Consider the following 24,788-nt stretch of genomic DNA (forward strand, 5'->3'; position numbering starts at 1 on the left):
CAAGCTAAGATACAACAAGCACCTCTGCTAGCAGCCCGCTTAGTTGCTTAGCGGACTTGTTACTTTGAACCTATCAACTAAGACCTGCTTTAAGCGGTTTGCATTTCTTATCATCGCTTGAGCTTAAGTATGGTTAGGGCTTTGATTTATTACTAGGGTCTGTTACTTAGCGCAATTTTGATTTACGCGCGGCAAACACTTGTCGAGGTGAAAAGCCGGTGACTAAAGCGGTGCCTAGCAGAATAACCATGGTGCCAACTACTGTGCTCCAACCAATGCTTTCTTGCAAAAACACACTGCCCCAGAAAATGCCAAAAATAGGAATTAAGAAAGTAACCGTTAACGCCGACGATGCACCAACATCACTAATTAGACGATAGTAGAGCAAGTAAGCCACTCCGCTACACACCACGCCTAAAAACACTACCGACAACAACAAAGAGCTGCTTGGCGTTTCAACGACCGGAAAAAACAACAAGGTGGGCAATACTAAAATTGTTGACGCCCACATGCCACCATGCGCATTAGCAAAAGGCTCAACCGATTTAGCCGAGTGTGCATAACTACTGGCAATGCCATAACACACGGCAGCGCCAATAGACGCAGCAATAGCCAATCTAGCGCCAGGCTCTAGGCTGGCATTATCAAAACCCACTAAAATAGCCACGCCCACTACACCAATCAGTAAGCCACAGACCTTTTTCACTGGTAACGCTTGGCGCAGCCATAAGGCAGAAATTATCGCCCCCCATATTGGCGCGGTGGCATTAAGAATAGACAGCAAAGATGCCGACAAAGTTTGCGCTGCATAGGCCAGCAATAAAAATGGCAGGGCGGAGTTGAAAAAGCCCAAGATGAAGTAGTGACGCCAGTGCTGCATAAGCTGCAGTTTCTTTTTTAAGAAATAGCCCACAACCAATAGAAACAATGCCGCAAAACCCACCCGCAACTCAATCAGCATGGCGGGGCCAAGCACTGGCGCAGCAATGCGCATAAACAAAAACGAACTTCCCCAAATCGCCGAGAGCAACAACAAGCGAATAACACTGGCTAGTTCCATTTAGCTTCCCTAATCCTTAAATCAAAAACGCAGTGTGCAACAAACTACATTAACAAGCGACCCGATAATTGCTCACAACAAAAAAAAGCCACCCAAGGGTGGCTTTTAGCAAGTAAGCAAACCGCTTAGCGAGCGGCTTTAATATGGTCAGCGATTAAGAATGCCAATTCCAAAGCTTGGTCTGCGTTTAAGCGAGGGTCACAGTAGGTGTGGTAACGCTGAGCTAAATCATGTTCAGTGATCTGGAAAGCACCACCGACACATTCGGTCACGTTGCGGCCAGTCATTTCAAAGTGAACACCACCTGCGTAGGTGCCTTCAGCTTTATGAATTTGGAAGAACTGCTGAACTTCACGTAGTACGTCATCTACGCGGCGCGTCTTGTAACCATTTGGCGCTTTAATGGTATTGCCGTGCATTGGATCTGAGCTCCACACCACGTTTTTACCTTCGCGCTCAACCGCTTGAATTAACGCAGGTAAGTGGTCTGCCACTTTATCTGCGCCCATACGTACGATTAAGTTCAAACGACCCGCTTCGTTGTTCGGGTTAATAATATCGATAATGCGTAATAGCTCTTCTGGGTCAGTAGTAGGGCCGGCTTTTAGGCCAATCGCATTTTCTACGCCACGTAAGAACTCGATGTGAGCATGGTCGATTTGACGAGTACGATCGCCAATCCATAACATGTGCGCTGAACAGTCGTACCACTTACCAGTAAGGCTGTCACAACGTGTTAAAGCTTGCTCGTAAGGAAGCAACAAAGCTTCGTGTGAAGTGTACAAGTTGGTTTCACGCAACTGAGGCGCGGTAGCTGGGTTAATACCACAGGCGCTCATAAAGGCCAGTGACTCTTCAATGCTGCCAGCTAAGGCTTCGTAACGCTCACCTAGTGGGCTTTTCTTAATGAAGTCCAAGTTCCATTTATGTACTTGGTTTAAATCGGCTAAACCACCTTGAGCAAAGGCACGTAGCAAGTTCAAGGTTGAAGTTGATTGGTTGTAAGCTTCGATCATACGCTGCGGATCAGGCACACGACTTTTCTCGTTAAAGTCGATGGCGTTGATGATGTCACCACGGTAAGAAGGCCAGCTTTCACCATTAATGGTTTCCATGTCTTCACTACGCGGCTTAGCAAACTGGCCAGCAATACGGCCAATTTTAACCACTGGTTTTTGACCACCAAAGGTTAACACCACTGCCATTTGCATTAGCGCTTTAAAGGTATCGCGAATATGACTGGTACGGAACTCATCAAAACTCTCAGCACAATCACCACCTTGTAGTAAAAATGCTTCACCCTTGGCTACTTTGGCTAAGTCTTCACGTAAAGCGCGTGCTTCACCAGCAAAAACGAGCGGCGGCTGATCAGCCAAATACTTCTCGGTTTGTTGAAGCTTTTCTTGATCAGGGTAAGTAGGTAATTGTTTTACTGGTTTGTCTCTCCAGCTTGAGGGTGTCCATTGCGTCATGTTGCGTTCCCGAGAGTGCTCTAAAAACTCCCATAATAGGCATTCTAGAGCGCATGAAAAGCGCTAATTTTAGTTTTTTTATGCGAGCTTAATTTTTTATTACTTCAGCGCAACAATAAAACGTAAATAACAACAAAAAAAAACAACTGAAACAGCTCACATTTTCATACAAATCTACGCTTTGGCCCATAGGGAGGGCACTGCACATTTGTTAACATGATCAACAAGATAACCACTTCTATGAAACCTATGAAACAAGCATCAGCAACCTTAAAAGACGTAGCCAAAGTAGCAGGCGTATCTCATCAAACGGTAGCTCGCGTGGTGAGAAAGTCACCCAAAGTTGCTGAAAAGACACGTATTAAAGTTGAGAAAGCCATTGCCGACTCTGGTTACTTGCCAAATCGCATGGCTCAACAATTGGCGCGTCGCAAGTCTCTCACCTTAGGATTTGTCTCAATTGATATCTCCTTACACGCTATTTCTAAAATTGCAGAAGGCATTCGTAAAGAAGCTGCGAAGCAAGGTTTCACCTTATCCATCTCAACCATGAATGAGCTAAATCCAGATGCTTGCAACCAAGCTATCGACGAACTGCTTGGTCAACAGGTTGATGGTTTGATCATTAATACCTCGGTGACCCACACGATGATCAAACAGATTCTAGAACGCGGCAATTTGCCCCCTTGCATCTTCATCGACTTTGATAAAACCAGCGAAGCCTTGCAGGTATCTCATGATCAAGTTGGCGGAGCTAGCCTCGCAGCACAGCACCTTATCGATTTAGGTCATACCAAGATCGCCCTCATTAACGGTGCCGAAGATACCTGTGTGGCTCATTGGCGTGAAACAGGTTGGTTAAACACCTTAGAAAATGCCGGGCTTAAACCGGTACACACCATTCATGGTAAATGGAATGCTCGTAGCGGTTATCAAGCTACGATAGATTTGCTAGATGCTGGCCACGATTTTACAGCGCTACTGGTGGCTAATGATGAGATGTGTTTAGGTGTGTTACGCGCCCTAAATGAGCGCCATATTAAAGTGCCAGAAGACATATCAGTAGTGGGCTTTGATAACCACGAAGACAGTGAGTTTTACAACCCGCCGCTTACCACTGTTGCGCAAGACTGCCTAGAACTGGGCGAGAAATCGGTAAGTTTATTGATGCAACAAATGAAAGAGCAAGCACCTGAGCAAGCACCTGAGCAAGCACCTGAGCAAGCACAAGTGTTATTGCCAACTCACTTGGTGCAACGCCAAAGCACAGCGCCAGTAAAATCTTAAGATCTTTAGCGACGGTCTTAGCGCTTAATTAAGGCTGTTTCATTGGCAAACCGCGGCTACGTTTTGTGTGCTCGCCATATACACGCGCCCAAACTCAGTTGTTCAAATTGAGCCTTAAACGAAGAATTTAACGGGCTACAAGCATACAAGCCAAACTTGACCGAACAGCTTGCAGCAGCCGGCGGATCGCTTTGCTCCGCTGAGGTAGCCCCAAGTTGATGCAAGTGGAAAATCCGCATTTGCTGATAGTTAACACCGTCATTTGCATACTCAATTAAAAAGTCTGGCCCGCGACGACTTAAGCGATACCAAATATGTTGTGGAGTAGCGATGTCGGTCGTGGCCCAATCGGAATAACCTAAGTTAGTGACCACCGATCCCAGCCGCGATAAGTGAGCCGTTTCATACTCGATAGAAGCTTTAAACCAGTTCTCGTCGTTGAGGTAAATAATCACCCCAGCTTGGTCAAACTGAGCTTGATAATTGAAGCTTACTTTCACGCTCAGGCTAAAGTTGTCTGCTCGCTCAATCAATAGTGCCGGCGCATTGTCATTGCGAAAACCATAATAGGAGCGCTGCCAGAAATCGGTATTGGCTTCGGTTTCGATCACTAACTGGGCTTCGTCTAAAACAAATTGCTTAGGGCGGTTAATCCATTGCCCCTGTGAAAAGTCTTTCATCATTTCACTCCTGCTGGCTTAAGCCCTTGGCGAATAACGCGCTAGCTTGTGTTGTAAGCTTCGCTTAACCGTAGGCCACTCATGATTAGTAATTGAAAACACCACCGTGTCACGATAACACCCTTGATCATCCACACTATGGTTACGCAAAACGCCATCTTGTTTCGCACCTAAACGGGCAATCGCAGCGCGCGATGCTTGGTTATGCCAATGGGTCCTAAACTCTACTGCAATCGAATCAAGCTGCTCAAATGCGTAGCCTAACAGCAGCAACTTACATTGGGTATTTACCGCCGAACGCTGGTAACTTTTAGCGTACCAGGTATAGCCAATTTCCAAGCGTTTATTCACCACATCGGCATTGCAAAAACGGGTTGCACCAATCAATTTATTTGTGTGTTTATCCAGCACCACAAAGGGCAAAGCCACACCTTGCTGCTTTTGCAGCAAAGCATTATCTAAATACGCATCAATGTTGCTGGCGTTAGGCACGCTGGTATACCACAGCTCACTCAAATTGCCATCGGCCTCGGCGCTGAGTAAGGCATCACGATGACTTGGCAACAAAGGGCTAAGCACTACATCATCACTGGCTAACTCGGTTTCGATTAAGTAAGGCTGTTGACTCATCGCCCATTCCAAATTGGCTGTTTAGTACCGCTCAGATTAATACGCAAGCAGATGAATAGAAAGCAAAAAGTGTGGTTAAAAATCAAACTACAGACGCGGTTGTTTTGACTACACTTAAGCGTAGTGATTGCAGCATCGTTACTCTCTATTGTTGGCTGCAACAAGCAAACTTTCACAACAAACTAAGGATCATTATGGGCATCATTATTTGGTTACTGATTGGCGCGGTAGCGGGTTGGTTAGCTGGCAATATTATGAAAGGCGGCGGCTTTGGTGTAGTGGGCAATATTGTAGTGGGTATTGTTGGTTCGGTAATTGGGGGCTTTGTCTTTAGTTTACTGGGCTTTGGCAGTACCAGTATGTTGGGTTCGCTGATTACCGCTGTAGTGGGCGCAGTTATATTGCTCTACATCGTGAGTATTGTGAAAAAATAAGCCGCAAAAGATGAAACAAAAAAGCCAGCTAATAAGCTGGCTTTTTTAATTACTTAAGACTTGATTAACCTTTCACAGCACCTGCTGTTAGGCCGTCGATCAACTTACGAGAAGTCATCACAAACAAGATCATTAATGGCACTACCGCAATGGCGGCACCGGCACAAATTGCACCCCAAGGTACCTGACCTGTACCTTGCAACGCACGTAGTGCTAGCGGCACGGTAAACATCTTCATGTCATTCATTACAACCAATGGGCCCATGAAGTTGTTCCACTGACCAATAAAGGTAATAAGACCAAGCGTACCAAAGGCAGGTGTAATAAGTGGAACCACTACACGCCAGTAGATAGCAAACTCGTTACAGCCATCCATACGAGCCGCTTCAATTAGCTCTTTTGGAATCGCACTTGAGATGAACTGACGCATCATAAAGATACCCATTGCACCACAAGCCATTGGGATGTAAAGCGCACGAGGTTGGTTCATCCATTCTAACTGAGACATAATCAACGCAGTTGGAATCATGCCCAAGAATGGAGGCAATAACATGGTGCCCATAATCAAAATGAACATTAAGTTACGGCCTTTGAACTCAAACATGGCAAATGCATAACCGGCCAACGAACAGAAGAATAAGTTCAATATTGTAGTAATTAACGCTACGTAAAAACTCAAACCAATGTTGTGCCAAAAGTACGGCAGTGCGTCTAACAAAATACCTACGTTGTTAACGAACTCTCCACCAAACCACACTGGGGGCGGCACCGATAGAATCGATGAGTTGGTATGCGTTGCAAATACAAACATGAAGTAGAACGGGGCCAACATGATGATAGAGCCCATCCCCACGATGAAATATGCAATGATATGGCTTTTAGTTAATTTATTCATAATTCGGTCCTACTTCTTCTCACCGAGCAATTTGTTGTTACCCCAGGTGAGGAAGGCAATCAGTGCAAACAGAATCCAAGAGATAGCTGATGCAGTACCAAAGTCACCCTCTACGAACGCAGTAATGTACATGTGCATTGCGGCTGTTTTACCTGCTTGCTCAATACCACCAGTACCACCGGTAATAATGAATGGTTCTTCAAATAACTGCAGGTTACCAATAATGGTTAAGGTTACCGCGAAGAACATCATCGGCTTAAGCATAGGTACAGTGATGTACCAGAATTGCTGCCAACGTTTAGCACCATCTACTGTAGCGGCTTCGTATAAATCTTTTGGAATGGTTTGCATTGCAGATAAGTACAATACGGTGTTCCACCCCACGTAGCGCCAGAACACTACGAAAGCAATCATGGTTTTAGTATATTCTGGACGGTTCCAGTCAATGTTGGCGGTTGGGAATAACCAAGCCAAAGGTTGAATGTCGCCTACTGTCCAGTTACCTGCAGAGGTGAATAGCATGTTGATCATGCCGAAGTCACGCGAAAACAAGGTAGTGAATACCAAAGAAATCGCCACCGACGAGGTAATGAAAGGTAAGAAGTACATACCCACTACCGTGTTACGGCTGCGTTTAAAGCTGGTATGTAAGAAATAAGCTAATGGGATAGCCACCACGTGCTGAGGAATACCCGCAGCTAGAGCGATCCAAATCGTATTGTAAACAGATGTTTGGAACCAATCATCGGTTAAGGTAAAGGTAAAGTTTTCGATACCTACCCATTCCATGGCACCTAAACCCGCTGCCGGCTCCCAGTAATGAAACGATAGAAATAAAGAAAACAGTAAGGGAAATAACCCAAACACAGCAAAAATAACAAAAAATGGACTGATAAATACGTAAGGAGCCCACTTATAGCCACTAGCATTTAGTCGCTGCTTTAGGGTCCGCTTTCTAGTTTTTACTACTGGTGGTCTTACGGCAGACTCGACAGAAGACATCTTTAACTCCCGACAAAAAGAAAGAGAGGGAGGCAAGCTCCCTCAGTGTTAATATTAACGTCTAGCGCGACGTTTGATTTGTTTCGCAGCGTCAGCTAACACAGTGTCAATGTCAGCATCACGCTCTAATACAGCTTCTAAAGCATCGTTTACGATTTGCTCTGCAACTGGATCATGCTTGTGTACGTCCATTGCTGGAATACGGTCAGCAGCTTCTTTCCACTCTACGCGAGCCACTTGGCCGCCTAAGTACTCAATTGGTTGATTGATGAAATCATCGTTTTGAGCTTCTACAAGAGCAGGGAAAGCGTCTAAATCACGGAATGCAGCAATTTGCATTTCTTTGTTTAGCGTCATGAACTTAATGAATTCCCAAGCCGCTTCTTTGTTTTTAGCTTTCTTAGGAATACCGTAGAACGAACCACCCCAGCTTGCGTATGCGCCTGCAGGTAGGTGAGAAGAGCGCCATAAACCTTTACTTTCTGGAGCAATCCAACCATTTAAGTGACCGCCTAACCAAGCACCCATCATTTGAGAAGCGATAGTGCCGCGACGTAAACCTTCGGTCCACTCAGAGCTCCATGCGCCTACTTGAGCATCGATACCTGCTTCACGAACCGCTTTCGCTAAACGGAATGCTTCTTTAAAGCGATCTGACTCAACAGTAATGGTGTTGTCTGCATCAAAGTAGATACCTTGGCCATCTTTCAAGCCACTGCGAATTACGATGTCTTTGATATCTGTAGCACTTGAAACAAGGTAAGAACCTGTTGCTTCTTTAATTTTCTTACCAGCTGCAATGTAAGAGTCCCAATCTTTAGTTAGGTCTTCTTTAGTTACACCTGCTTTTTCTAAGATATCTTCACGGTAGAACAATGCACCTGGGCCAATATCGGCTGGGATAGCAGCCAAAGTACCACTACCACCGGTAGCTAGTGGAACAGTGAACTTAGAGAATAGTTTTTCGTATTGCTCTGCGCTGTAAGGAGCGGCACGCAGATCTTCTAAGCCACCAGAAGCTGCAAAGCGGCCAATGTAGCCATATTCAATACCCATTACGTCAGGCAGGTTACCGCCAGTCGCAAGAGCAGTAGTCATTGCATTGTGGTGGTCACCATATGCAAGTGAAACTAATTTAATTTCTACTTCTGGGTGAAGCTTCTTGTATAGCGGAATTGCTGAGTTTACCGCTTGGTCAAAGCTTGGGAATGAAGCAACTGTTAGGGTAGTTTTTGCCCATGCTGACGTTGCGGTTAACGCCAGCGTGGTGCCTAGGGCTAACGCTACTGTTCCAAGTTTCTTTTTATTAAACATCCTATTCTCCTAAGTACATGAACTTTATTATTATTCAATGTCGCAATTGGCTAGTGCGCCTACGCTTTTACAAGCGCTGGGAGTAACTAGTTCATTTTTGGCAAGATTGCCTTTCCGGTTTCATTGTTAAACAAGTGGATCCGCGAGATATCGAAGAACAACTCCACTTTATCGTCCATATCAGCGTTTACATCATCAGCAATTGCCACTTCAGCAATAAAACGTGCACCATCCAGCTCACACTGCACGTGGTAGGTAGAACCAAGAAGCTCGACGCCGATAACATCAGCTTTCACGCTACCAATTGTTTCTGATTCAATAGAACGTTGATGTAGATACAGGTCACTTGGACGAATGCCCAAGGTACATACTTGGTTGTCTTCGCTGTACATCGCAGGTAAGTCGATGTGTTGGTCAGAGAATACCAAGCTTGATACTGTGCCAGCTTTCTTAATAGTTGCTGGGATCATATTCATTTCTGGTGCACCAATGAATGAGGCCACAAACTTATTGGCTGGCTCTTCAAAGATTTCTTTTGGTGTACCGACTTGCTCAATGTAACCGTCTTTAAGAATCACGATGCGATCGGCCAAGGTCATAGCTTCTACTTGGTCGTGGGTTACATAGAGAGTAGTTGTGCCTAGCTTGTCGTGCAGAGTTTTAATCTCAGCACGCATAGAGCCACGAAGTTTGGCGTCTAGGTTAGATAAAGGCTCATCGAATAAGAATACTTCTGGAGTACGTACCATTGCGCGGCCCATTGCCACACGTTGACGCTGACCACCAGATAACTCTTTTGGCTTACGTTGCAGCAATGGTGTTAGCTCCAACATGTCTGCTGCGTATTTAACACGCTTAGCAATCTCATCTTTCGCTACGCCGGTCATTTTCAAACCAAAGGCAATGTTTTGCTCAACGCTCATGTGTGGGTATAGCGCATAGCTTTGGAACACCATGGCGATGTTACGTTCCATTGGGTGTAGGTCGTTAACTAATTCATCGGCGATGAAAATCTCACCGTCTGAAATATCTTCCAAGCCAGCCAGCATTCTTAGCGTTGTTGATTTACCGCAACCAGAAGGGCCAAGCAAAACCACAAACTCGCCATCATTAATGTGCAAGTCGAAGCTTTTCACTACTTCCGTTTTACCAAAACGTTTTTTCAAATTATTAAATGTAACTGCTGCCATGATGTTTCATTTCCATAAGTTTTAATGTGGAGAGGCGTTAATATGAGCCAACAGATTCGCTCCGTTTCAAATCCCATGTAAGCGCTTTCTTGGAATCAACTTTAGCTAAGCCTGAAAAGGTCTTCAAACGAATAAAGGTTAAGATTTGAGGCCTGTCATAAAAAAAGCCAGTATCATGACAAATAGCAACAATTAAACTATAAAACATAATATTTACTGGCTAAAACCGCAGAACTGGCGGGAAACAGCCACCAAAAAAAACTCAATTATTTGTCTTAAGAAAGGCTTTCATAGTGTGAAAAACTATGTCAGAGGGGTATCACGCAAACTTTTGTCTGTATTGGTTGGGTGTCATCTCCATCTCCTGCCGAAACAAATAATATAAATAGTGCTGGTTAGAGAAGCCCGCGGCATCGGCGATGGCATCCACTGAAGAAGAGGTTGAAGTCAGCTGCTGCTTAGCAAATTCCATACGTACTTGATGTAATTGCTGGTGTACCGTTTTACCAAGAACCTGTTTGAATCTTGTTTCAAGAGTTTTGCGAGATACCGCACAATAGTCGACAACTTGCTCCACTTTGATTCGGCGGTGAAAATTGCTATTCAAAAAGAATAAGGCCTTAGTGATCAAGGGATCGGTTTGGGTAACGTTGTCGGCAGAAGCGCCACTCACTAACTCGGTAGCTGGTACCAAAACTTCACGCGCTGGCTTACCATCTATTTGTTCTTGCAGCACCGCTAAGGCCTGTTCACCAATTTGTCGAATGGGCAATACCGCAGAGCATAATGAAATGGGTGATAAAGCGCTTTCAGTAGGGTCTGCATCAATACCAATTAACGAATAGTGCTCGGGTACACTGATGTTTTGATCGTTGCATAGGCTGGCAAACTGCCTGGCCTGAGTATCAGAAGCTGCTACCACTCCTACAGTGCTCTCTGGCGTCACTAACTCAGGCACGGTTAACTCTACATATTCGAGGCGATATTTAAGGGCGATTTTGGCTAGCGCAAATTTACGCTCTTTTACCCAAGGTGCGGTAAATGCAGGCACCCCGCTAAAGAAGCCAACACGACGAATGCCTTTAGCCAAGAACGATTGTACGATGAGTTCCACAATGGCGAAGCTATCGGGGCTCACTCTTGCTAAATGAGCTTGAGAAGGAAGGCTTAAACGAGAACCAGAAATAGCCACTAAGGGCAGTGAAAGTTTTTCACAAAAGGCGGCCACTCCGGGCTTATCAAAATCGGCAATCACCCCACAAAAGCGATCAAGTTTCACCAAATTAGCTTCTGAAATAGTCATTACTTCAGGCTGCATCCAACGAGCCATAGGACTAGGGTTATGCGTAATGCCCTGCAATATCTCTCGGTCATAGGGATGTTTAACATCCAATAATAACAATACAGCGTTATCTTTACGCATTTAAAGGCTCCTTTGCTCCACACTAGCGGCCAATACCAGTATAAGAGTATTAGTACCTGTAACTTGGCTTAGCGGCTAGCGCTAAGCCAAGAATATTTGCAGTGGTACTAATTATTCGTTCAACCATAGGATGTTGGTCACACAGCGCGGATAATACAAACTACCAATTGGCTTACCCGAACTGAACTGATCGCAACATGCGTGTTTGCTTGCACCTAGTGTTTGCCAACGTTGGTGAGCAGCATCAGCTTCCACGCTATTGGCTAGGTCAATGTTTAATACTTTACGCGCAACGTATTGGTTTAAATAAATTTTACTTACCCAAGAATTATCGGCGGTTGATGAGAGCTTCCATGCGCCATCAGGGTACAAACAATGCTCATCATTTAATATGTATTTTAGATGAGTTTTAAGTACTTTAATGTATTCCCCATAAGGGCCTTGTTCAGACACAGCCTCTAACAAACCCATCTCATAAGGGTAAACCAGGGCTTCAATAGCTGGAATAATCGCACTGGTGGAATGCCCATCAAGCACTGCAGGAATATAACCTAGCTGCGTATCAAAGCTGTTGCTTAACTTATCGGCGCAACGTTTAGCGGCGGCGAGAGCAATCTCTGCTTGCTCGCTTTCACCCAATTCTTGCAACACTTTAGCAATGGCTAAATACGCCGCCCAACTCTTACCTGCCAGGTAAATATTGCCACGTGCTTGGCCTAAACTATGATCGAGTGAATCGTAGGTGGTAATCTCGCCGCCTTGCTCGGTGCGAGCTGACTCAAAGCTCATAATGCCGTCACGCTGCTCAGCATCTGGGTGGTCACGGTTAAGCAAAGACTGTAAACAATCAATTAAAGTACCGCGCTGCTCAGTAGCAAAGTCTTGGTCATTGGTTTTGCTTATGTAAACCCCACAACACAATACCCAGTTGGTTAGCTGCTCATAGGTCATATGACTAAAGCAAACACGATCTAAACCAGCGACCTCATAAGAACTATGGCCTTTTGGACTCCAGTTATTCGATACACCCATGTCGTGAGTGAATGAGATACCACCCTTATGATTTTGCTCTGGATTAGCCGGATCGAAGATCTCGTCATAAAAACTATATTGCTTCAGGAATTGCTCTAAGGTGTTTTTCACGGTCCACGGGTTTTGCTGCATCTCAAAAAACAGCATATCAACGGTTAGGTCGAGGGTATTCATCATCAAATACTCGCCTTCATTAACCACCCAAACTGGCTCGGTGCCATCAAATAACCACTGAGTAGAGCCGTAATAACTGCGGGTAGCATGCGCCAACAAAAACTGCTGATGACTATTTAGCTTGCTCGCACGTAGCTGCTTGTCTGACGCTGCAGCGATAGCTGCATAGCTATCAAAGTGCTCTAGGCCGTAAGCAAGCACATCGGTTAAGCCAGTAAAATGCTGGGTGTAGTAATATTGCATAGCGCGGTTAAAAGTAACATTTCCGCCCAAGTAAAAGCCTAGCGCTAAACACAGCGTAACTGTTTCACCAGCTTTCACGTCAATCATTACCCCAGCAGTGGGGCCCAACATAAAGCAGTCATTATTTCCCATTTTGCTCAAGGCACTTTGCACAGAAAAGTGGCTAAAAGCACGTGCGCCCGGGCTTTGTGTAGCAATACCGATGCTGTCACGGCAAGTTACTCCTACCATGCCATTGGCATCGCCATCTAATAGTTTGTTCCAACGTAACTCGTCACCTTGCAGGGCAAAAAAACCGGTCCAGTCTTTATCAGAAGCATTATTAAAACTCAGCTCAACATATACTGCAGGACAGCTAGCTTGTTTAAGCTTTTTGTGTTCTGCCAAGCTAGGATCAGGCACTTCAAAAAACGGACTCAACACCTTAAAAGAAATACCTGGTGCGGCAAACGTATCGCTAGCCCAAGCATAATCACGCTGGATATCGTCAAACAAGCGTTCCGTTAAGCTAGAAGTATCATCCTTTTGCACATAGCGTTCACTTTGGTCGTTAGCGCCTTTGTAAAATGGAAACGCGTTAACTACACCTTCACCGTCTTGATAACCCACAAATACGTTACCGGCAAAAGGCGCACCTAACTCCAGCCCCATTCCTCCATGCTCGCCAAACTCCCCTACTGTAAAACTCGCTAACGCGCCCATAGGCGAGTGGTGTGCATGAAAAAACTGCTGATTTTGTTCCATAATAACTCCCAAGGAATTAAGGCGCCGGCAAGCTAAACCTCACCAATTACTTTAAATAATTAGCGAAATCCACGCATTTTAGCGACCAAGATTAGTCAAAACTGTTAGCGCTAACAGAGCTACAAAACAGTGTAAGCGCTTTCATGAGATTTAATCTACCCAAGCTAGATAAGTGATTCAAAGAAATAAGCGGCAAGATTTGAGTTCTGTCATAAAAAGCTGGGGCTTTATGACATAAGGAAATAGCAGATTGAAAAAACGTAAAGGCATGTGGCAAAACAAACGCCGCAAGCGACTTCACTTTAGCTCAGAATTAAGGTGCTAAATAGTAGCTAGAGATTGCTAAGCACAGCTGACAAAGCCTTACAATAAAGCCTCTGAAGCCATAATCAAATTTCTATCAGTACTGTATATTGAAGGCCTCAACCTTGCTCGGACGCATCAACAGGCTAAAAAGGATTCTGCGCCAATGCCCCTATTCAACAAATACTTATCGATAAAAATTGCTGTTAGCCTGCTAAGCGCCATAGTACTCGCTGCCTGTGGCGGTGGAGGAAGCGAAGCTGCAGCACCAGAGCCAGTGGCTCAAGTGCCACAAAACATTATTAATAATGCCTATATCCTTGATACTCACCCGGATGCAGGTTTGTTAAGCGGTACTATAGCCATCACGTTAAACCAGCAAACTGAAAATCCTAATGCAGCTGCAGATTCGGTGTGGGTTTATTGGGCCGATGAAAATGGACAAGCCAGCGGTGAAGCATGGTTTAAAAGCAGCGCCAATAACCCCTATTCTATTGCACTACCACCACAAAGCAGTATTCCAGCAAATACCAGCGCGCTAGTATTGCACCCAGCTAATGCTCAAGGTCTGTCTGAGCAAGGCACACTTGTTCCGTTTCACGACTTCAAAGGTAATGCACAATTATCCGGACCAGGGGGGAGCTACTTAACCCCTTGGCAATATGGCGACGACCGCCCATACATTGCCGTGCAACGCATTGATCATCAAGGCGGAGTATGTATTTTTGATAATGGCTTAGTCAGTGTGATTGATATGCAAAATCAAACCGACCCTCGCGCCCACGATGTCGAACCAACGGCACTCACAGCCAACGAGCAAGCCTACCCGGCCTATGAGTTTTTGTGCAGCGACAACCCGGTTAATACTCACAAACCCTTAGCCGATGACCAGGGCATATGGACTTACTCGGCCATTAATGACGCCATGTTCTACGGCACAGTTGTCTACCAAGCGTTCTTAGAGCAACTCAAAGAACCGCCTTTAGCAGACAAATTACGCATTAGAGTGCATTACGGTAGCCAATCCTCCCAGTATATTTTTTGGGATGGCGCTTACGCCAACTTTAGCGATGGAGTCCCTCTGTTTCTAAATTTAGCCACTCTCGATCATATCGCCCATGAAGTAGCCCACGGGGTGTTAAATAGAATTAGTCCACTTGATGGATTTGAGCAGAACATTAGCATAGACGCGCAAACAGTGCATGAAGCCTTTGCCGACATATCTGGAGTCATGGTGAAACATGCCTTTAGCGGCGGTGATGATGTATGGGTTCATGGTGAAGAATCAGCCGGTTATACCCGCCAGTTAGATCAAATCGAAACAGAAGGTGGTGCTATTGCCAGTTATCTAGATTATGCGGATGCAGGAGACAACTACTACCTGCGTATTGGCATGCTAAGTTACCCCTTCTACCTTCTGGCAAATAAGTGGGGAATTGCCCCAACTTACCAAGTTTATCTGAATGCCGCTAAACATTGCTGGCAACCAAACTTAAGCCTTGAAAGCGCCGCCCAATGTATCAAGCGACAAGCACTAGCGGCAGGTTATGCTGCTGATGATGTGAATCAAGCCTTTAAAGCAGTGAAAATAAAGCTGTTTGATGAAGGTGTATTAAGCCACTATCGCTATCAAGCAAATGAGGAAGGCTTTCAGTTTAGCGACAACAGTCGCAGCACCAGTGAGGTTATGAGTTGGCATTGGGACTTTGGCGATGGCAGCAGCTCAAACTTGGCTAATCCTTCGCATGTGTTTTCTGAAGGCAGTTACCAAGTGACTTTAACCGTCACGGATCAATCCAACGACCAAGACAGTTTTACCCGTACCATAGCGGTAAGCTCTAACTAAAAAATTGACCAAACGCTAATCGAAAAAACTCCCCGCAGGAAGGAGGCGGGGAGGAAACAAAGTTGTAGGCTGAACCACTGATAGAGTCACACTAACAGCGATTGTTGTTGTCGGAGTTTGCTATGGGATTATGAGCAAGGCGCCTACAGCTTGTTCAAACTTAATTCACACTCGTTAAACGAATGTTCTGAAACGTATAACTCACGCCCGGCTCTGCTCCTCCAACAAAAAACGCAAAAGCCGTTTTAGGATCAGAGTGGTCGGCGGTAAAACTAATATCAATTTGCTTGGGTGTATTATTTACCGCAACATCTTCGGCAAAATATGTTGCGTAATCACCCGAATCTTTTTGCAACATAATAGTCAGTGGGCTTTGTTTACTTGCGCTTACTTCAGCCACTATTTGATAAACCTGCCCTTTTGTCAGGTTTACTCTTGGACGCTTTAATTGGATCTGCCAAGGGTTACTGGCTTTATCTTCTATGGTAATAGTGACGCTATTGCCGCTAAAATTAAAACGGCCAGAGCCATCGCCCCAACCATCGGTTCCGGCATTCACTGGCTCCCAACGTTTACCTCCATCTAAGGCAATGTCTAGGCTCGCGGCATAGCCCGATGTGGCCACGGTTACTAAGCCAAACGCTAATATAAAAGGCTTTAAAAAATTCACAATTTGTTCCTTAAGCTGGGTGCCCAACGCTCTAATAAGTTGAATTAAACTTAATATTGTTAAGGCTATAACTCACACCCGGTCGCCCTTCCCCAAACATAATCGCAAAAGCAGCATGTTTCTCATCGTTAGGCATGGTGAATTCATAGCTATATAATTTTTTCTCTACACCAACTAATTCAGTGCGTTGGAAGTAAGTTGTGTACTCTCCGCCATCTTGCTGTACCGTAAAACTAAGGTTGCTAGGTTCACTGGCAGAAGCCTCCACAGAGATTTCGTACTTTGTATCTTCAAACAAATACAAAGGGCGTTTAAGCTGAATATGCCAAAGATTACTGGCTTGTTTCTTTATTCGAACATTGGCCTGTTCATTAGCTAGACTAAAATCTGCAACACCATCTCCCCAACCTTGCAGGCCTGCGCTTATTTTCTCCCAGTCTTTGCCATCATTGAGGGTGTAAGTCACCATGATTGACGGAGAAATTTGTGCCTCTGGCTCTGAGGTGGTACTTGCACAAGCCGCTAAAAATACAGCGCTAACAACAGCAATAAAAACATAAAAACCTTTCATCTTCATATTCCTCTTTGTTAAACCACGCTAGCACTTTAGCTCGCGTGGTTAACTAGCAATTAGTTACTCACAAGACCACTCAACCGCGCCAGCTGGCACTGTTACTGTTTTCTCAAAAGCCACTTTTCCAATTTCGTAGCTAACACTCTCGTTACCACGAATATCAAAGCTCATTAAATCGTTCACCTTTGTAATATCAAATGCACCGGTGGCGTCCTGTATCGAGAAACAGCTCATAGGTACCACTACAGTTGTCCAGCCGTCGGCTTCAAGGTCGGCTAATTGCGCTTGGCTAAAGTAAAAGGCTTGACGATTTTTGTAGTCTTCGCCGGCATCAGTATTGGTTTGCATGAAGATCTGGTGAGAAGTTTCGCTAGTGGTAGCCACCAATACCGACAGGTCAATTAACAACAATCCATTTTGGTATTCGCTAAGATCTAGCTGGTTCTCTGCGCTACCCACAATAAAGTACACTTCCGCTGGGCCATCTTCGCCAGCCGAGAAGGTATCAACTTGCCAAGTTGCAACGCCGCCAGTTTCTTTTGCAGTTACCTGTAAAGAATCCGTTTTAGGGTAGCCTTCACCGCGTGCCAATACTTGGCGGTTATAGGAATCTGAGTTTGAGCCAACCATAACAGAGAAGTTGGTGGCTGCTGTTCCATCATTAAGAATGACTAAAGCTTCACTTACAGGTGGCTCTACCGGCGTCTCATCTACTGGTGGCGCCACTGGTGTTTCTTCAATAGCATCCGTACAACCAGCCAATGCAACAGCACCCGCTAACATAGCTACTTTAAAAACTGTTTTTTTACTCATATTCATTTCCCTTTGAAATTGTTAAAGGTCAATTAGTGAATTCACCAATTGAGCCAGCGGGAGCCATGTTAACGAGGAAAATAAAATAAAAAACAGCCTAAACGCTATATGAAAAGGGATTCATAAAGAATCATAAAATAATACAAAGCGGGTCAAATAATCAGAAAAAATGTCGAGCAATAAACTCAACAAGTACTTATAGAAGTGATGTTAACCTTACCAATAACCAATAAAATCAGGCTGCAAAGAAAGCTGTAAGCCTTTGTTATTAGGTGACTAAAGCTGTTTCACAAAAAAACCCCGCAGAAGGTGCGGGGAGTAAACAAAGTTGCGAGCTAAGCAACAGCATGTAGCTAATCCAGCTGTTACTTAAGTTGTCGGAGTTTGCTTTTGGGATTATTAGCAAGGTGCCCGCAGTTTTGTTAAAAACTAATTCGCACTCTTTAGGCGAATATTTTTAAAGCTATAAGTTACACCAGGTTTTCCGCCACCTACAAAAAATGCAAAGGCCGCTTTGGAATCACTTTTAGGCGCTTTAAAAGTTAAATCAAATGTTTGAGCATTCGGGCTTACTGATAAATCTTCTGCGTAATAAGTTGCATAATCGCCGGAGTCTTTTTGCACAATAATAGTTAATGGGCTTTTCTCAGTAGCGGTTACTTCAGCAGTAATATTATAAGTTTGGCCTTTCTCTAATTTCACTCGTGGGCGCTTAAGTTGAATATGCCAAGGGTTACTGGCTTTATCATTAACGGTTACCGTAGCGGTTTCACCATTAAAACTAAAAGCACCAGAGCCATCACCCCATCCGTCGTCACCAGCATTAACCTGGTCCCATCGATTTCCACTATCCAAGCTAATATCTAAGCTTGCTGCTGTTACACCTGTTGCAACGGTAAACAAACCGGCTGCTAATGCTAAGGATTTAAGTAATGTCATGATTTATTCCTGTACTGTAAAAAGCTGTCTAATAAAAATGACTAGTAGGTGGAATTCAGTTTGATATTACTTAGGCTGTAGCTCACCCCACGGTCAGCCTCGCCAAACATAATAGAAAAAGTTCCCTTCCTCTCGTCATTGGGCATGGTGAATTCGTAGGTATACAGTTTGCTATCGGTGCCAACCAATTCCGTACGATAGAAATAAGTAATGTACTCACCGTAATTTTGTTGAACAGCAATCACCATATTGCTTGGCTCACTGGCAGAAGCCTCAACACTTAACTCATATTTCATATCTTCTAATAAAGCCACGGGACGCTTTATTTGAATATGCCAAGGATTACTCGCTTTCTTTTTAACTCTAATATTGGCTTGTTCATTCGCTAAACTGAAATCAGCAACACCATCTCCCCAACCTTGCAAACCGGCACTTACTTTGTCCCAGCCTTTACCATTGTTAAGGGTATAGGTGACCATCATTGGAATTGCGAACTGATCATCTTCGCTGCCGCTCCCGGAGTTTTCTGTATTGGCACACGCCACTAAAAAACAACTAGCAAGGACAGTGAAAAAAACATAAAAACCTTTCATTTTCATATTCCTTATGAGCCATATATCCATAAAACGCGCACGGTAATGCTACTGTGCGCGCTCAATCTAGTGGTGCTTATTCACAACCCCACGTTACAGCGCCTTCAGGCACAGTAGCGTCGGCGTTCAAAGCAACTTTACCGATTTCGTAAGTAACTGCGTCATTGTTACGAATATCAAATCGGAACAAGTCGTCTACTTTAGTTAAATCAAAGGTGTCGGTTGCTGCAAAACAACTCATTGGCACTGCGATTGTCGTAAAGCCAGCAGATTCAATTGCAGCAAGGTCTGATTGGTTAAAATATTTCACAGTGCGGTTTAAGTAACCAGTACTACCATCGCCAAGCTGACTTTGCATAATAAGTTGGTGGCCAGTAGAACTTGGGTCACCCGCTACAATTACAGATAAATCAAATGTTAATAGGCCTGCTGCATATTCAGTCAAATCCATCTCGGCAGCATCACTACCCACAACAAAATATACTTCACTGTTAGCAGGATCAGCAGCGGCAACAGTATCAATGTCCCAAGCATACGAGCTATCAGCAGGGTTAGTGGTAGGTGCGGCCTTAATAGCAGCCATGTCAGTATTTGCTGTGCCTCGTGTTAACACTGTACGAGCATAACTATCGGTGTTTGAGCCAATAATAACGCTCAAGCCCTCTGCAGGGTTACCATCTTCGATAATTACAAGTTCAGTACCCGGCTCTGGTGGCTCTACTGGTGGCTCTACTGGATCTTCAATTGAATCGGTACAACCGGCTAATGCAACTGCGCCAGCTAACATCGTGATTTTAAAAATTGCGTTTTTGCTCATGCTCATCTCCCTGTGAATTTGATAAGGCAGTAGGTCCGTGTTCCTTGTTGCCTATGGAAATTATCCTAGGGTTGGCCAGCAGCCAAAAAAACGATAATGATCACAATGTAAGCGCTAACACGACATAAAATTCAATATCGATGATTACATCAACAAATAACTAAAAATAATGAATCAAATTGCAAAGCTATTACTGAAAACATAACATGCTGTTTTTAAAAAGCTTTAATTCACCCATGTAAGCGATTTCATTAACATGTTTGATATTTAATCATCAAAAACCTTGAATAAAGTAAGCATATAAATTCACAACGTATTTACTAAAAATCACAGTATTCTAGAGGGTATATTTCGCAATTTTCATAGTGTGAAAGAATTTTCATAAGCCCAAAACAAAATCAAGAAACAAAAAAGCAGAACTAATAGTTCTGCTTTATCAAAGACTTAAAAATTGCTATTTAATCTTTAGCGTTAAGTTTTTCTTCCATTTCCGCGACCTTTTGCTCCAATGCAGTTAGTTTTTCACGAGTACGTAATAACACCTGAGTCTGCACATCAAAGTCTTCGCGATTAACCACATCAAGTTGACTCAACTTTGCTTGAATCACTTGCTTTACTTTACGTTCAAACTCATCGCCGGCATTTTTCAATCCTGGCGGCACCATATCGCTAACTTGCTTAGCAATCTCTTCAATTTTGGCCGGGTTAATCATGGTTATCTCCTTTATTTGGCCTCATTGTATAGAAGCTGTTTTATTGGCTCAAGCTAGCAAGCTGACTATTAGTTCTGTTTAGCCAGTACTGCATCTATAGCAAATATATCATCAAGTACGCCTTGCTCTCGCAGGCGACTAAGTGCTGTTTGCAAACGCTTAGCTTGCTCCATTTGATTGGACGCCCGCGACCAGTACAAATTGCCGTAACGAGTAGCAAGATGATACACAGGAGTAATACGCTCTGGCTCTACGTAGAGCTCTTGCAAAGAGTGATTGATCGAGTAATTGGTGGCTACCATTACGTCTATACGCTCCAGTAATAACATCTGAATACCTTGCGCAGTATCATTAAAGCTAACTCGTTCAATATTGGGGTTGTCGTCAATATCAGGGCCATAAGCAGCGCCACGAATCACCCCCACCTTTTTGCCATTTAGCTGTTTAATGTTATTAATTGGCTGCTCTCCGGCATTGGCAATAGCAACCACTTTCACTGTAACCACTTGACCTAAATCCACGGCAATTTGTTCAGCCTTAGGGCTAGCAAACATTACCGCGAAGTCGGCAGTGCCAGATTTAATTTCTTTAATTACTCTTGGATAGGGCCGCATAACATTATTAAAGGGAAGCTCAGCTTCGCTGGCAAGCGCACGCGTAAACTGAACTAACAAGCCCTGTTCATGTAAGTCAGTGCTTTTGTAGCCCCAAGGCTTTACCAAGCTGGTCGAAAACTTGGCAGGTGCAAGATCTGTGGCCAACACATTCCAATTCACTAACAGTAGTAAGCAACACAGTAGCCGCATCCAAACCCTTAAATAGTTATATCGCCTGTTATTGGCTAAGTTTAGCAAACTGCGCTCCCAACACGGTTTGCAACACACTGGCTTTAAGTTGCAAAGACAAGCCTCGCTTACCAGCACTTACCACTACTTCAGCAAATTGCTCGGCACTACTATCAATAAACGTAGGCAATCGCTTTTTTTGACCAAAGGGGCTAATGCCTCCTTTAACATAACCCGTGGTTCGCTCGGCTATTGGCACTTCTGCCATGCGCATCTTCTTAATGCTAGCTGCTTTCGCCAGCGCCTTTAAATCAAGTTGGCCGCTTACCGGAACTATCGCCACCACCATATTTTTGGGGTTGCTGTCGTCACAGGCCACTAAGGTTTTAAATACCAGCTCTTCGGCTAAACCCAACTTTTCGGCGCTGGCTTGGCCAAAATTGGCTTGCTGCGGGTCACTCTTGTATTCCAGCAACTGAAAATCTTGTTTAGCTTTTTTAAGTTGTTGTACTGCGGGAGTCATCGCTACTACCTTAGTTTCGTGCGGCTATTTGCCAAAATCGCTGCATCAGCGGCTCGTGCAACCTTCTTGATAACATACAGATCCCCAAATCAAAAGGTTCAAGCTCCACCCCTACTGCAATACTTTGAATACGCTCGCGAACTGGGCTGTTATCTACCACTACCTCTGGCGCAATACCCACTCCACTGCCCAAGGCCACCATACTCACAATCGCTTCATGACCAGCAACCTTGGCATACACATTAGGCGTAATACGCATTGCCTTAAACCAATGATCAATACGCGCTCGCGCTGGGCCATGCTCCGGCAAAATAAAGGGGACTTGATCCCAAGCAATAGGGTTACGCTCTAACAACTTACGCACATTGCACGACACGGTAGGGCCAATAATTGATAAAGGAATTTTACTAATACTGGCAAAGGCCATGTTTAAGGGTAGCTGCTCGGGTCGCGCCGCAATAGCAATATCGACCTCGCCATTGGCCACCTTATCTACCGCCATAGCAACATCACCCGTGGCCAACTTAATGTCGGCATTTGGGCAAGATAAGCGATACTTATCTAAAATATCTGGCAAGTGGCTATAACTGGCAGTAACCGAGCAATATAAGGTGAGTTCACCAGCCAACTCGCTAGACTGCAAAGATAAATCCATTTGCAACATACGCCATTGCTCTAACCAATTTTCGGCAAAGCTACGAAAGCGCTGCCCCGCTTGCGTGAGGTGCACACTACGTTTATCGCGAGTAAACAAGGCACTGCCTAACTCATCCTCAAGCCGCTGGATCACTCGGCTTAAAGTTGACGCACTCACATGCATAGACTGGCTAGTTTTAGCAAAGTGCAAGCTATGGCTTAAATGCAAAAACAGCTCTACGCTTCGAACATCCACGGCATACTCCTTAACCAACTCATAAAATCACTATTTCACTTTCTGCAATACAATATCCCAAAATCATCATTTTACGCAATGCACCTTTCGGTTTATATTGAGCCCATCACGAGACAGGTATAAGAAACGCGCTCATAAAAGAAGTGCATCGGGATCTCGTAAACACAACAACACCATCATCATTTGATTAACGCTATTTTTACGGAGTCGAACATGGCTAATTATTTCAACACCCTAAGCCTACGCCAGAAGCTAGAGCAATTAGGTAAATGTCGTTTTATGGATCGCAGCGAATTTGCTGATGGTTGTAACTTTATTAAAGACTGGAACATCGTAGTTGTTGGTTGTGGCGCGCAAGGCCTAAACCAAGGTCTAAACATGCGTGATTCTGGCCTAAACATTTCTTACGCTTTACGCGATGCTGCAATTAAAGAGAAGCGTGCTTCTTTTGTTCAAGCTACCGACAACGGTTTTAAAGTAGGTACTTACGAAGAGCTTATCCCACAAGCGGATATGGTTCTTAACCTTACTCCAGACAAGCAGCACAGCAATGTTGTTGAAACTGTAATGCCACTTATGAAGCAAGGTTCTACCCTAGCTTACTCACACGGCTTCAACATTGTTGAAGAAGGCATGCAAGTACGTGAAGACATTACCGTAGTAATGGTTGCACCTAAGTGTCCAGGTACTGAAGTACGTGAAGAATACAAACGTGGTTTTGGTGTTCCAACCCTAATCGCTGTTCACCCAGAAAACGACCCTCAAGGTAACGGCCTTGCGATTGCTAAAGCTTACGCTTCTGCAACCGGTGGCGACCGCGCTGGTGTACTAGAGTCTTCTTTCGTAGCTGAAGTTAAATCTGACCTTATGGGTGAGCAAACCATCCTTTGTGGTGTGCTACAAACTGGCGCTATCTTGGGTTACGACAAAATGGTTGCCGAAGGTATTGAGCCAGGTTACGCCGCTAAACTTATCCAGTTTGGTTGGGAAACAGTAACCGAAGCCCTTAAGCACGGTGGCATCACCAACATGGTAGACCGCCTATCTAACCCAGCTAAAATCAAGTGTTTCGACCTAGCCGACGAACTTAAAGATCTAATGCGCCCATTGTTTGAAAAGCACATGGACGACATCATTGAAGGTGAGTTCTCATCAACCATGATGAAAGACTGGGCCAACGACGACGTTAACTTGCTTAAGTGGCGTGAAGAAACTGGCGAAAGCGGTTTTGAAAACGCACCAGTATCTGACGTAGAAATCACTGAACAAGAATTTTTCGACAAAGGCATCATCTTAGTTGCCCTAGTTAAAGCCGGTGTTGAACTAGCATTCGAAACCATGGTTGCTGCAGGCATCATCGAAGAAAGTGCTTACTACGAGTCACTACACGAGACTCCGCTAATTGCTAACACCATTGCCCGTAAGCGTTTATACGAAATGAACGTAGTAATTTCTGATACTGCAGAATACGGTTGTTACCTATTCTCTCACGCTGCTGTGCCACTATTGCGCGACACCGTGAACAACATCAGCCTAGAGTACATCGGTAAAGGTTTTGAAGAGCAAAGCAACGGCGTTGATAACGCTCGCCTAATCGAAGTAAACGAAGCACTACGTAATCACCCTGTAGAAGTTGTAGGTAAGAAACTACGCGGCTACATGACTGACATGAAGAAAATCGCCGTAGGTGGTTAATCTTATGATGTTTGGCCAGTGATGACTGGCTAAGCGTTAAAATTT

Annotated in this window: 24 protein-coding genes; 4 read left to right on the forward strand and 20 right to left on the reverse strand. The window is 44.5% G+C overall.

Annotated features, from left to right (window positions below):
* Nucleotides 1–166 precede the first annotated feature (166 nt).
* Complete coding sequence (locus tag OV592_RS19595; RefSeq protein WP_406609722.1) at nt 167–1,060, reverse strand: DMT family transporter; 894 nt, start codon at nt 1,058–1,060, stop codon at nt 167–169.
* A 125-nt stretch (nt 1,061–1,185) separates the two neighbouring features.
* The gene (locus OV592_RS19600) at nt 1,186–2,532 is read right to left on the reverse strand and encodes a class II 3-deoxy-7-phosphoheptulonate synthase (protein WP_152783206.1); all 1,347 of its coding nucleotides are present in this window, start codon (nt 2,530–2,532) and stop codon (nt 1,186–1,188) included.
* 249 nt (nt 2,533–2,781) lie between these two features.
* Here OV592_RS19600 and OV592_RS19605 point away from each other — a divergent pair, with 249 nt between their 5' ends.
* Nucleotides 2,782–3,819, forward strand: coding sequence for a LacI family DNA-binding transcriptional regulator (locus OV592_RS19605; protein ID WP_406609723.1), 1,038 nt, complete (start codon nt 2,782–2,784; stop codon nt 3,817–3,819).
* A 56-nt stretch (nt 3,820–3,875) separates the two neighbouring features.
* Here the strand turns inward: OV592_RS19605 and OV592_RS19610 are convergent, their stop codons facing one another.
* Nucleotides 3,876–4,502, reverse strand: a complete 627-nt coding sequence (locus tag OV592_RS19610) for a DUF1349 domain-containing protein (protein ID WP_406609724.1) — start codon at nt 4,500–4,502, stop codon at nt 3,876–3,878.
* A gap of 15 nt (nt 4,503–4,517) precedes the next feature.
* Complete coding sequence (locus OV592_RS19615) at nt 4,518–5,129, reverse strand: GNAT family N-acetyltransferase (RefSeq protein WP_406609725.1); 612 nt, start codon at nt 5,127–5,129, stop codon at nt 4,518–4,520.
* Nucleotides 5,130–5,323: 194 nt separating this feature from the next.
* On the opposite strand from OV592_RS19615, the gene OV592_RS19620 reads away from it, so the two are divergent.
* Nucleotides 5,324–5,563: a GlsB/YeaQ/YmgE family stress response membrane protein gene (locus OV592_RS19620; RefSeq protein WP_406609726.1), complete on the forward strand. Its 240-nt coding sequence runs from the start codon at nt 5,324–5,326 to the stop codon at nt 5,561–5,563.
* Between the two features lie 64 nt (nt 5,564–5,627).
* Here OV592_RS19620 and OV592_RS19625 read toward each other — a convergent pair whose 3' ends face one another.
* The 6 genes from OV592_RS19625 to OV592_RS19650 form a co-directional block, all read right to left on the reverse strand.
* Entirely contained in the window at nt 5,628–6,458 is an 831-nt protein-coding gene (locus OV592_RS19625) for a carbohydrate ABC transporter permease (RefSeq protein WP_406609727.1), read from the reverse strand.
* Nucleotides 6,459–6,467: 9 nt separating this feature from the next.
* Complete coding sequence (locus OV592_RS19630) at nt 6,468–7,460, reverse strand: carbohydrate ABC transporter permease (RefSeq protein ID WP_406609728.1); 993 nt, start codon at nt 7,458–7,460, stop codon at nt 6,468–6,470.
* A gap of 54 nt (nt 7,461–7,514) precedes the next feature.
* Complete coding sequence (locus OV592_RS19635; RefSeq protein WP_406609729.1) at nt 7,515–8,774, reverse strand: ABC transporter substrate-binding protein; 1,260 nt, start codon at nt 8,772–8,774, stop codon at nt 7,515–7,517.
* An 86-nt stretch (nt 8,775–8,860) separates the two neighbouring features.
* Nucleotides 8,861–9,964, reverse strand: a complete 1,104-nt coding sequence (locus tag OV592_RS19640; RefSeq protein WP_406609730.1) for an ABC transporter ATP-binding protein — start codon at nt 9,962–9,964, stop codon at nt 8,861–8,863.
* Nucleotides 9,965–10,283: 319 nt separating this feature from the next.
* Complete coding sequence (locus tag OV592_RS19645; RefSeq protein WP_406609731.1) at nt 10,284–11,387, reverse strand: helix-turn-helix domain-containing protein; 1,104 nt, start codon at nt 11,385–11,387, stop codon at nt 10,284–10,286.
* Between the two features lie 111 nt (nt 11,388–11,498).
* Nucleotides 11,499–13,580, reverse strand: a complete 2,082-nt coding sequence (locus OV592_RS19650) for a glycoside hydrolase family 52 protein (RefSeq protein WP_406609732.1) — start codon at nt 13,578–13,580, stop codon at nt 11,499–11,501.
* 469 nt (nt 13,581–14,049) lie between these two features.
* On the opposite strand from OV592_RS19650, the gene OV592_RS19655 reads away from it, so the two are divergent.
* On the forward strand, nt 14,050–15,729 hold the full coding sequence (locus tag OV592_RS19655) for a PKD domain-containing protein (RefSeq protein WP_406609733.1): 1,680 nt from the start codon (nt 14,050–14,052) through the stop codon (nt 15,727–15,729).
* Between the two features lie 160 nt (nt 15,730–15,889).
* Here the strand turns inward: OV592_RS19655 and OV592_RS19660 are convergent, their stop codons facing one another.
* From OV592_RS19660 to ilvY, 10 genes are all read right to left on the reverse strand, one after another.
* Nucleotides 15,890–16,399, reverse strand: coding sequence for a carbohydrate binding domain-containing protein (locus OV592_RS19660; protein ID WP_406609734.1), 510 nt, complete (start codon nt 16,397–16,399; stop codon nt 15,890–15,892).
* Between the two features lie 31 nt (nt 16,400–16,430).
* The gene (locus OV592_RS19665; RefSeq protein ID WP_016401918.1) at nt 16,431–16,970 is read right to left on the reverse strand and encodes a carbohydrate binding domain-containing protein; all 540 of its coding nucleotides are present in this window, start codon (nt 16,968–16,970) and stop codon (nt 16,431–16,433) included.
* Between the two features lie 63 nt (nt 16,971–17,033).
* Nucleotides 17,034–17,786, reverse strand: coding sequence for a hypothetical protein (locus OV592_RS19670; protein WP_406609735.1), 753 nt, complete (start codon nt 17,784–17,786; stop codon nt 17,034–17,036).
* 429 nt (nt 17,787–18,215) lie between these two features.
* Nucleotides 18,216–18,725, reverse strand: coding sequence for a carbohydrate binding domain-containing protein (locus tag OV592_RS19675; protein ID WP_016401920.1), 510 nt, complete (start codon nt 18,723–18,725; stop codon nt 18,216–18,218).
* Nucleotides 18,726–18,766: 41 nt separating this feature from the next.
* Complete coding sequence (locus tag OV592_RS19680) at nt 18,767–19,318, reverse strand: carbohydrate binding domain-containing protein (RefSeq protein WP_152783183.1); 552 nt, start codon at nt 19,316–19,318, stop codon at nt 18,767–18,769.
* 76 nt (nt 19,319–19,394) lie between these two features.
* Nucleotides 19,395–20,135 (reverse strand): hypothetical protein, encoded by a 741-nt coding sequence (locus OV592_RS19685; protein WP_406609736.1) that lies wholly within the window; start codon nt 20,133–20,135, stop codon nt 19,395–19,397.
* Nucleotides 20,136–20,593: 458 nt separating this feature from the next.
* Complete coding sequence (locus OV592_RS19690; protein ID WP_016401923.1) at nt 20,594–20,848, reverse strand: ubiquinone biosynthesis accessory factor UbiK; 255 nt, start codon at nt 20,846–20,848, stop codon at nt 20,594–20,596.
* Nucleotides 20,849–20,916: 68 nt separating this feature from the next.
* Complete coding sequence (locus OV592_RS19695) at nt 20,917–21,609, reverse strand: substrate-binding periplasmic protein (protein WP_406609737.1); 693 nt, start codon at nt 21,607–21,609, stop codon at nt 20,917–20,919.
* 73 nt (nt 21,610–21,682) lie between these two features.
* Nucleotides 21,683–22,156, reverse strand: a complete 474-nt coding sequence (gene ybaK, locus OV592_RS19700) for a Cys-tRNA(Pro) deacylase (RefSeq protein ID WP_016401925.1) — start codon at nt 22,154–22,156, stop codon at nt 21,683–21,685.
* A gap of 10 nt (nt 22,157–22,166) precedes the next feature.
* Nucleotides 22,167–23,048 (reverse strand): HTH-type transcriptional activator IlvY, encoded by an 882-nt coding sequence (ilvY, locus tag OV592_RS19705; protein ID WP_016401926.1) that lies wholly within the window; start codon nt 23,046–23,048, stop codon nt 22,167–22,169.
* Nucleotides 23,049–23,261: 213 nt separating this feature from the next.
* On the opposite strand from ilvY, the gene ilvC reads away from it, so the two are divergent.
* Nucleotides 23,262–24,743, forward strand: a complete 1,482-nt coding sequence (gene ilvC / locus OV592_RS19710) for a ketol-acid reductoisomerase (RefSeq protein WP_016401927.1) — start codon at nt 23,262–23,264, stop codon at nt 24,741–24,743.
* Nucleotides 24,744–24,788: the final 45 nt, after the last annotated feature.

This window comes from Agarivorans sp. JK6 (assembly GCF_045277145.1).
GTDB lineage: Bacteria > Pseudomonadota > Gammaproteobacteria > Enterobacterales > Celerinatantimonadaceae > Agarivorans > Agarivorans albus.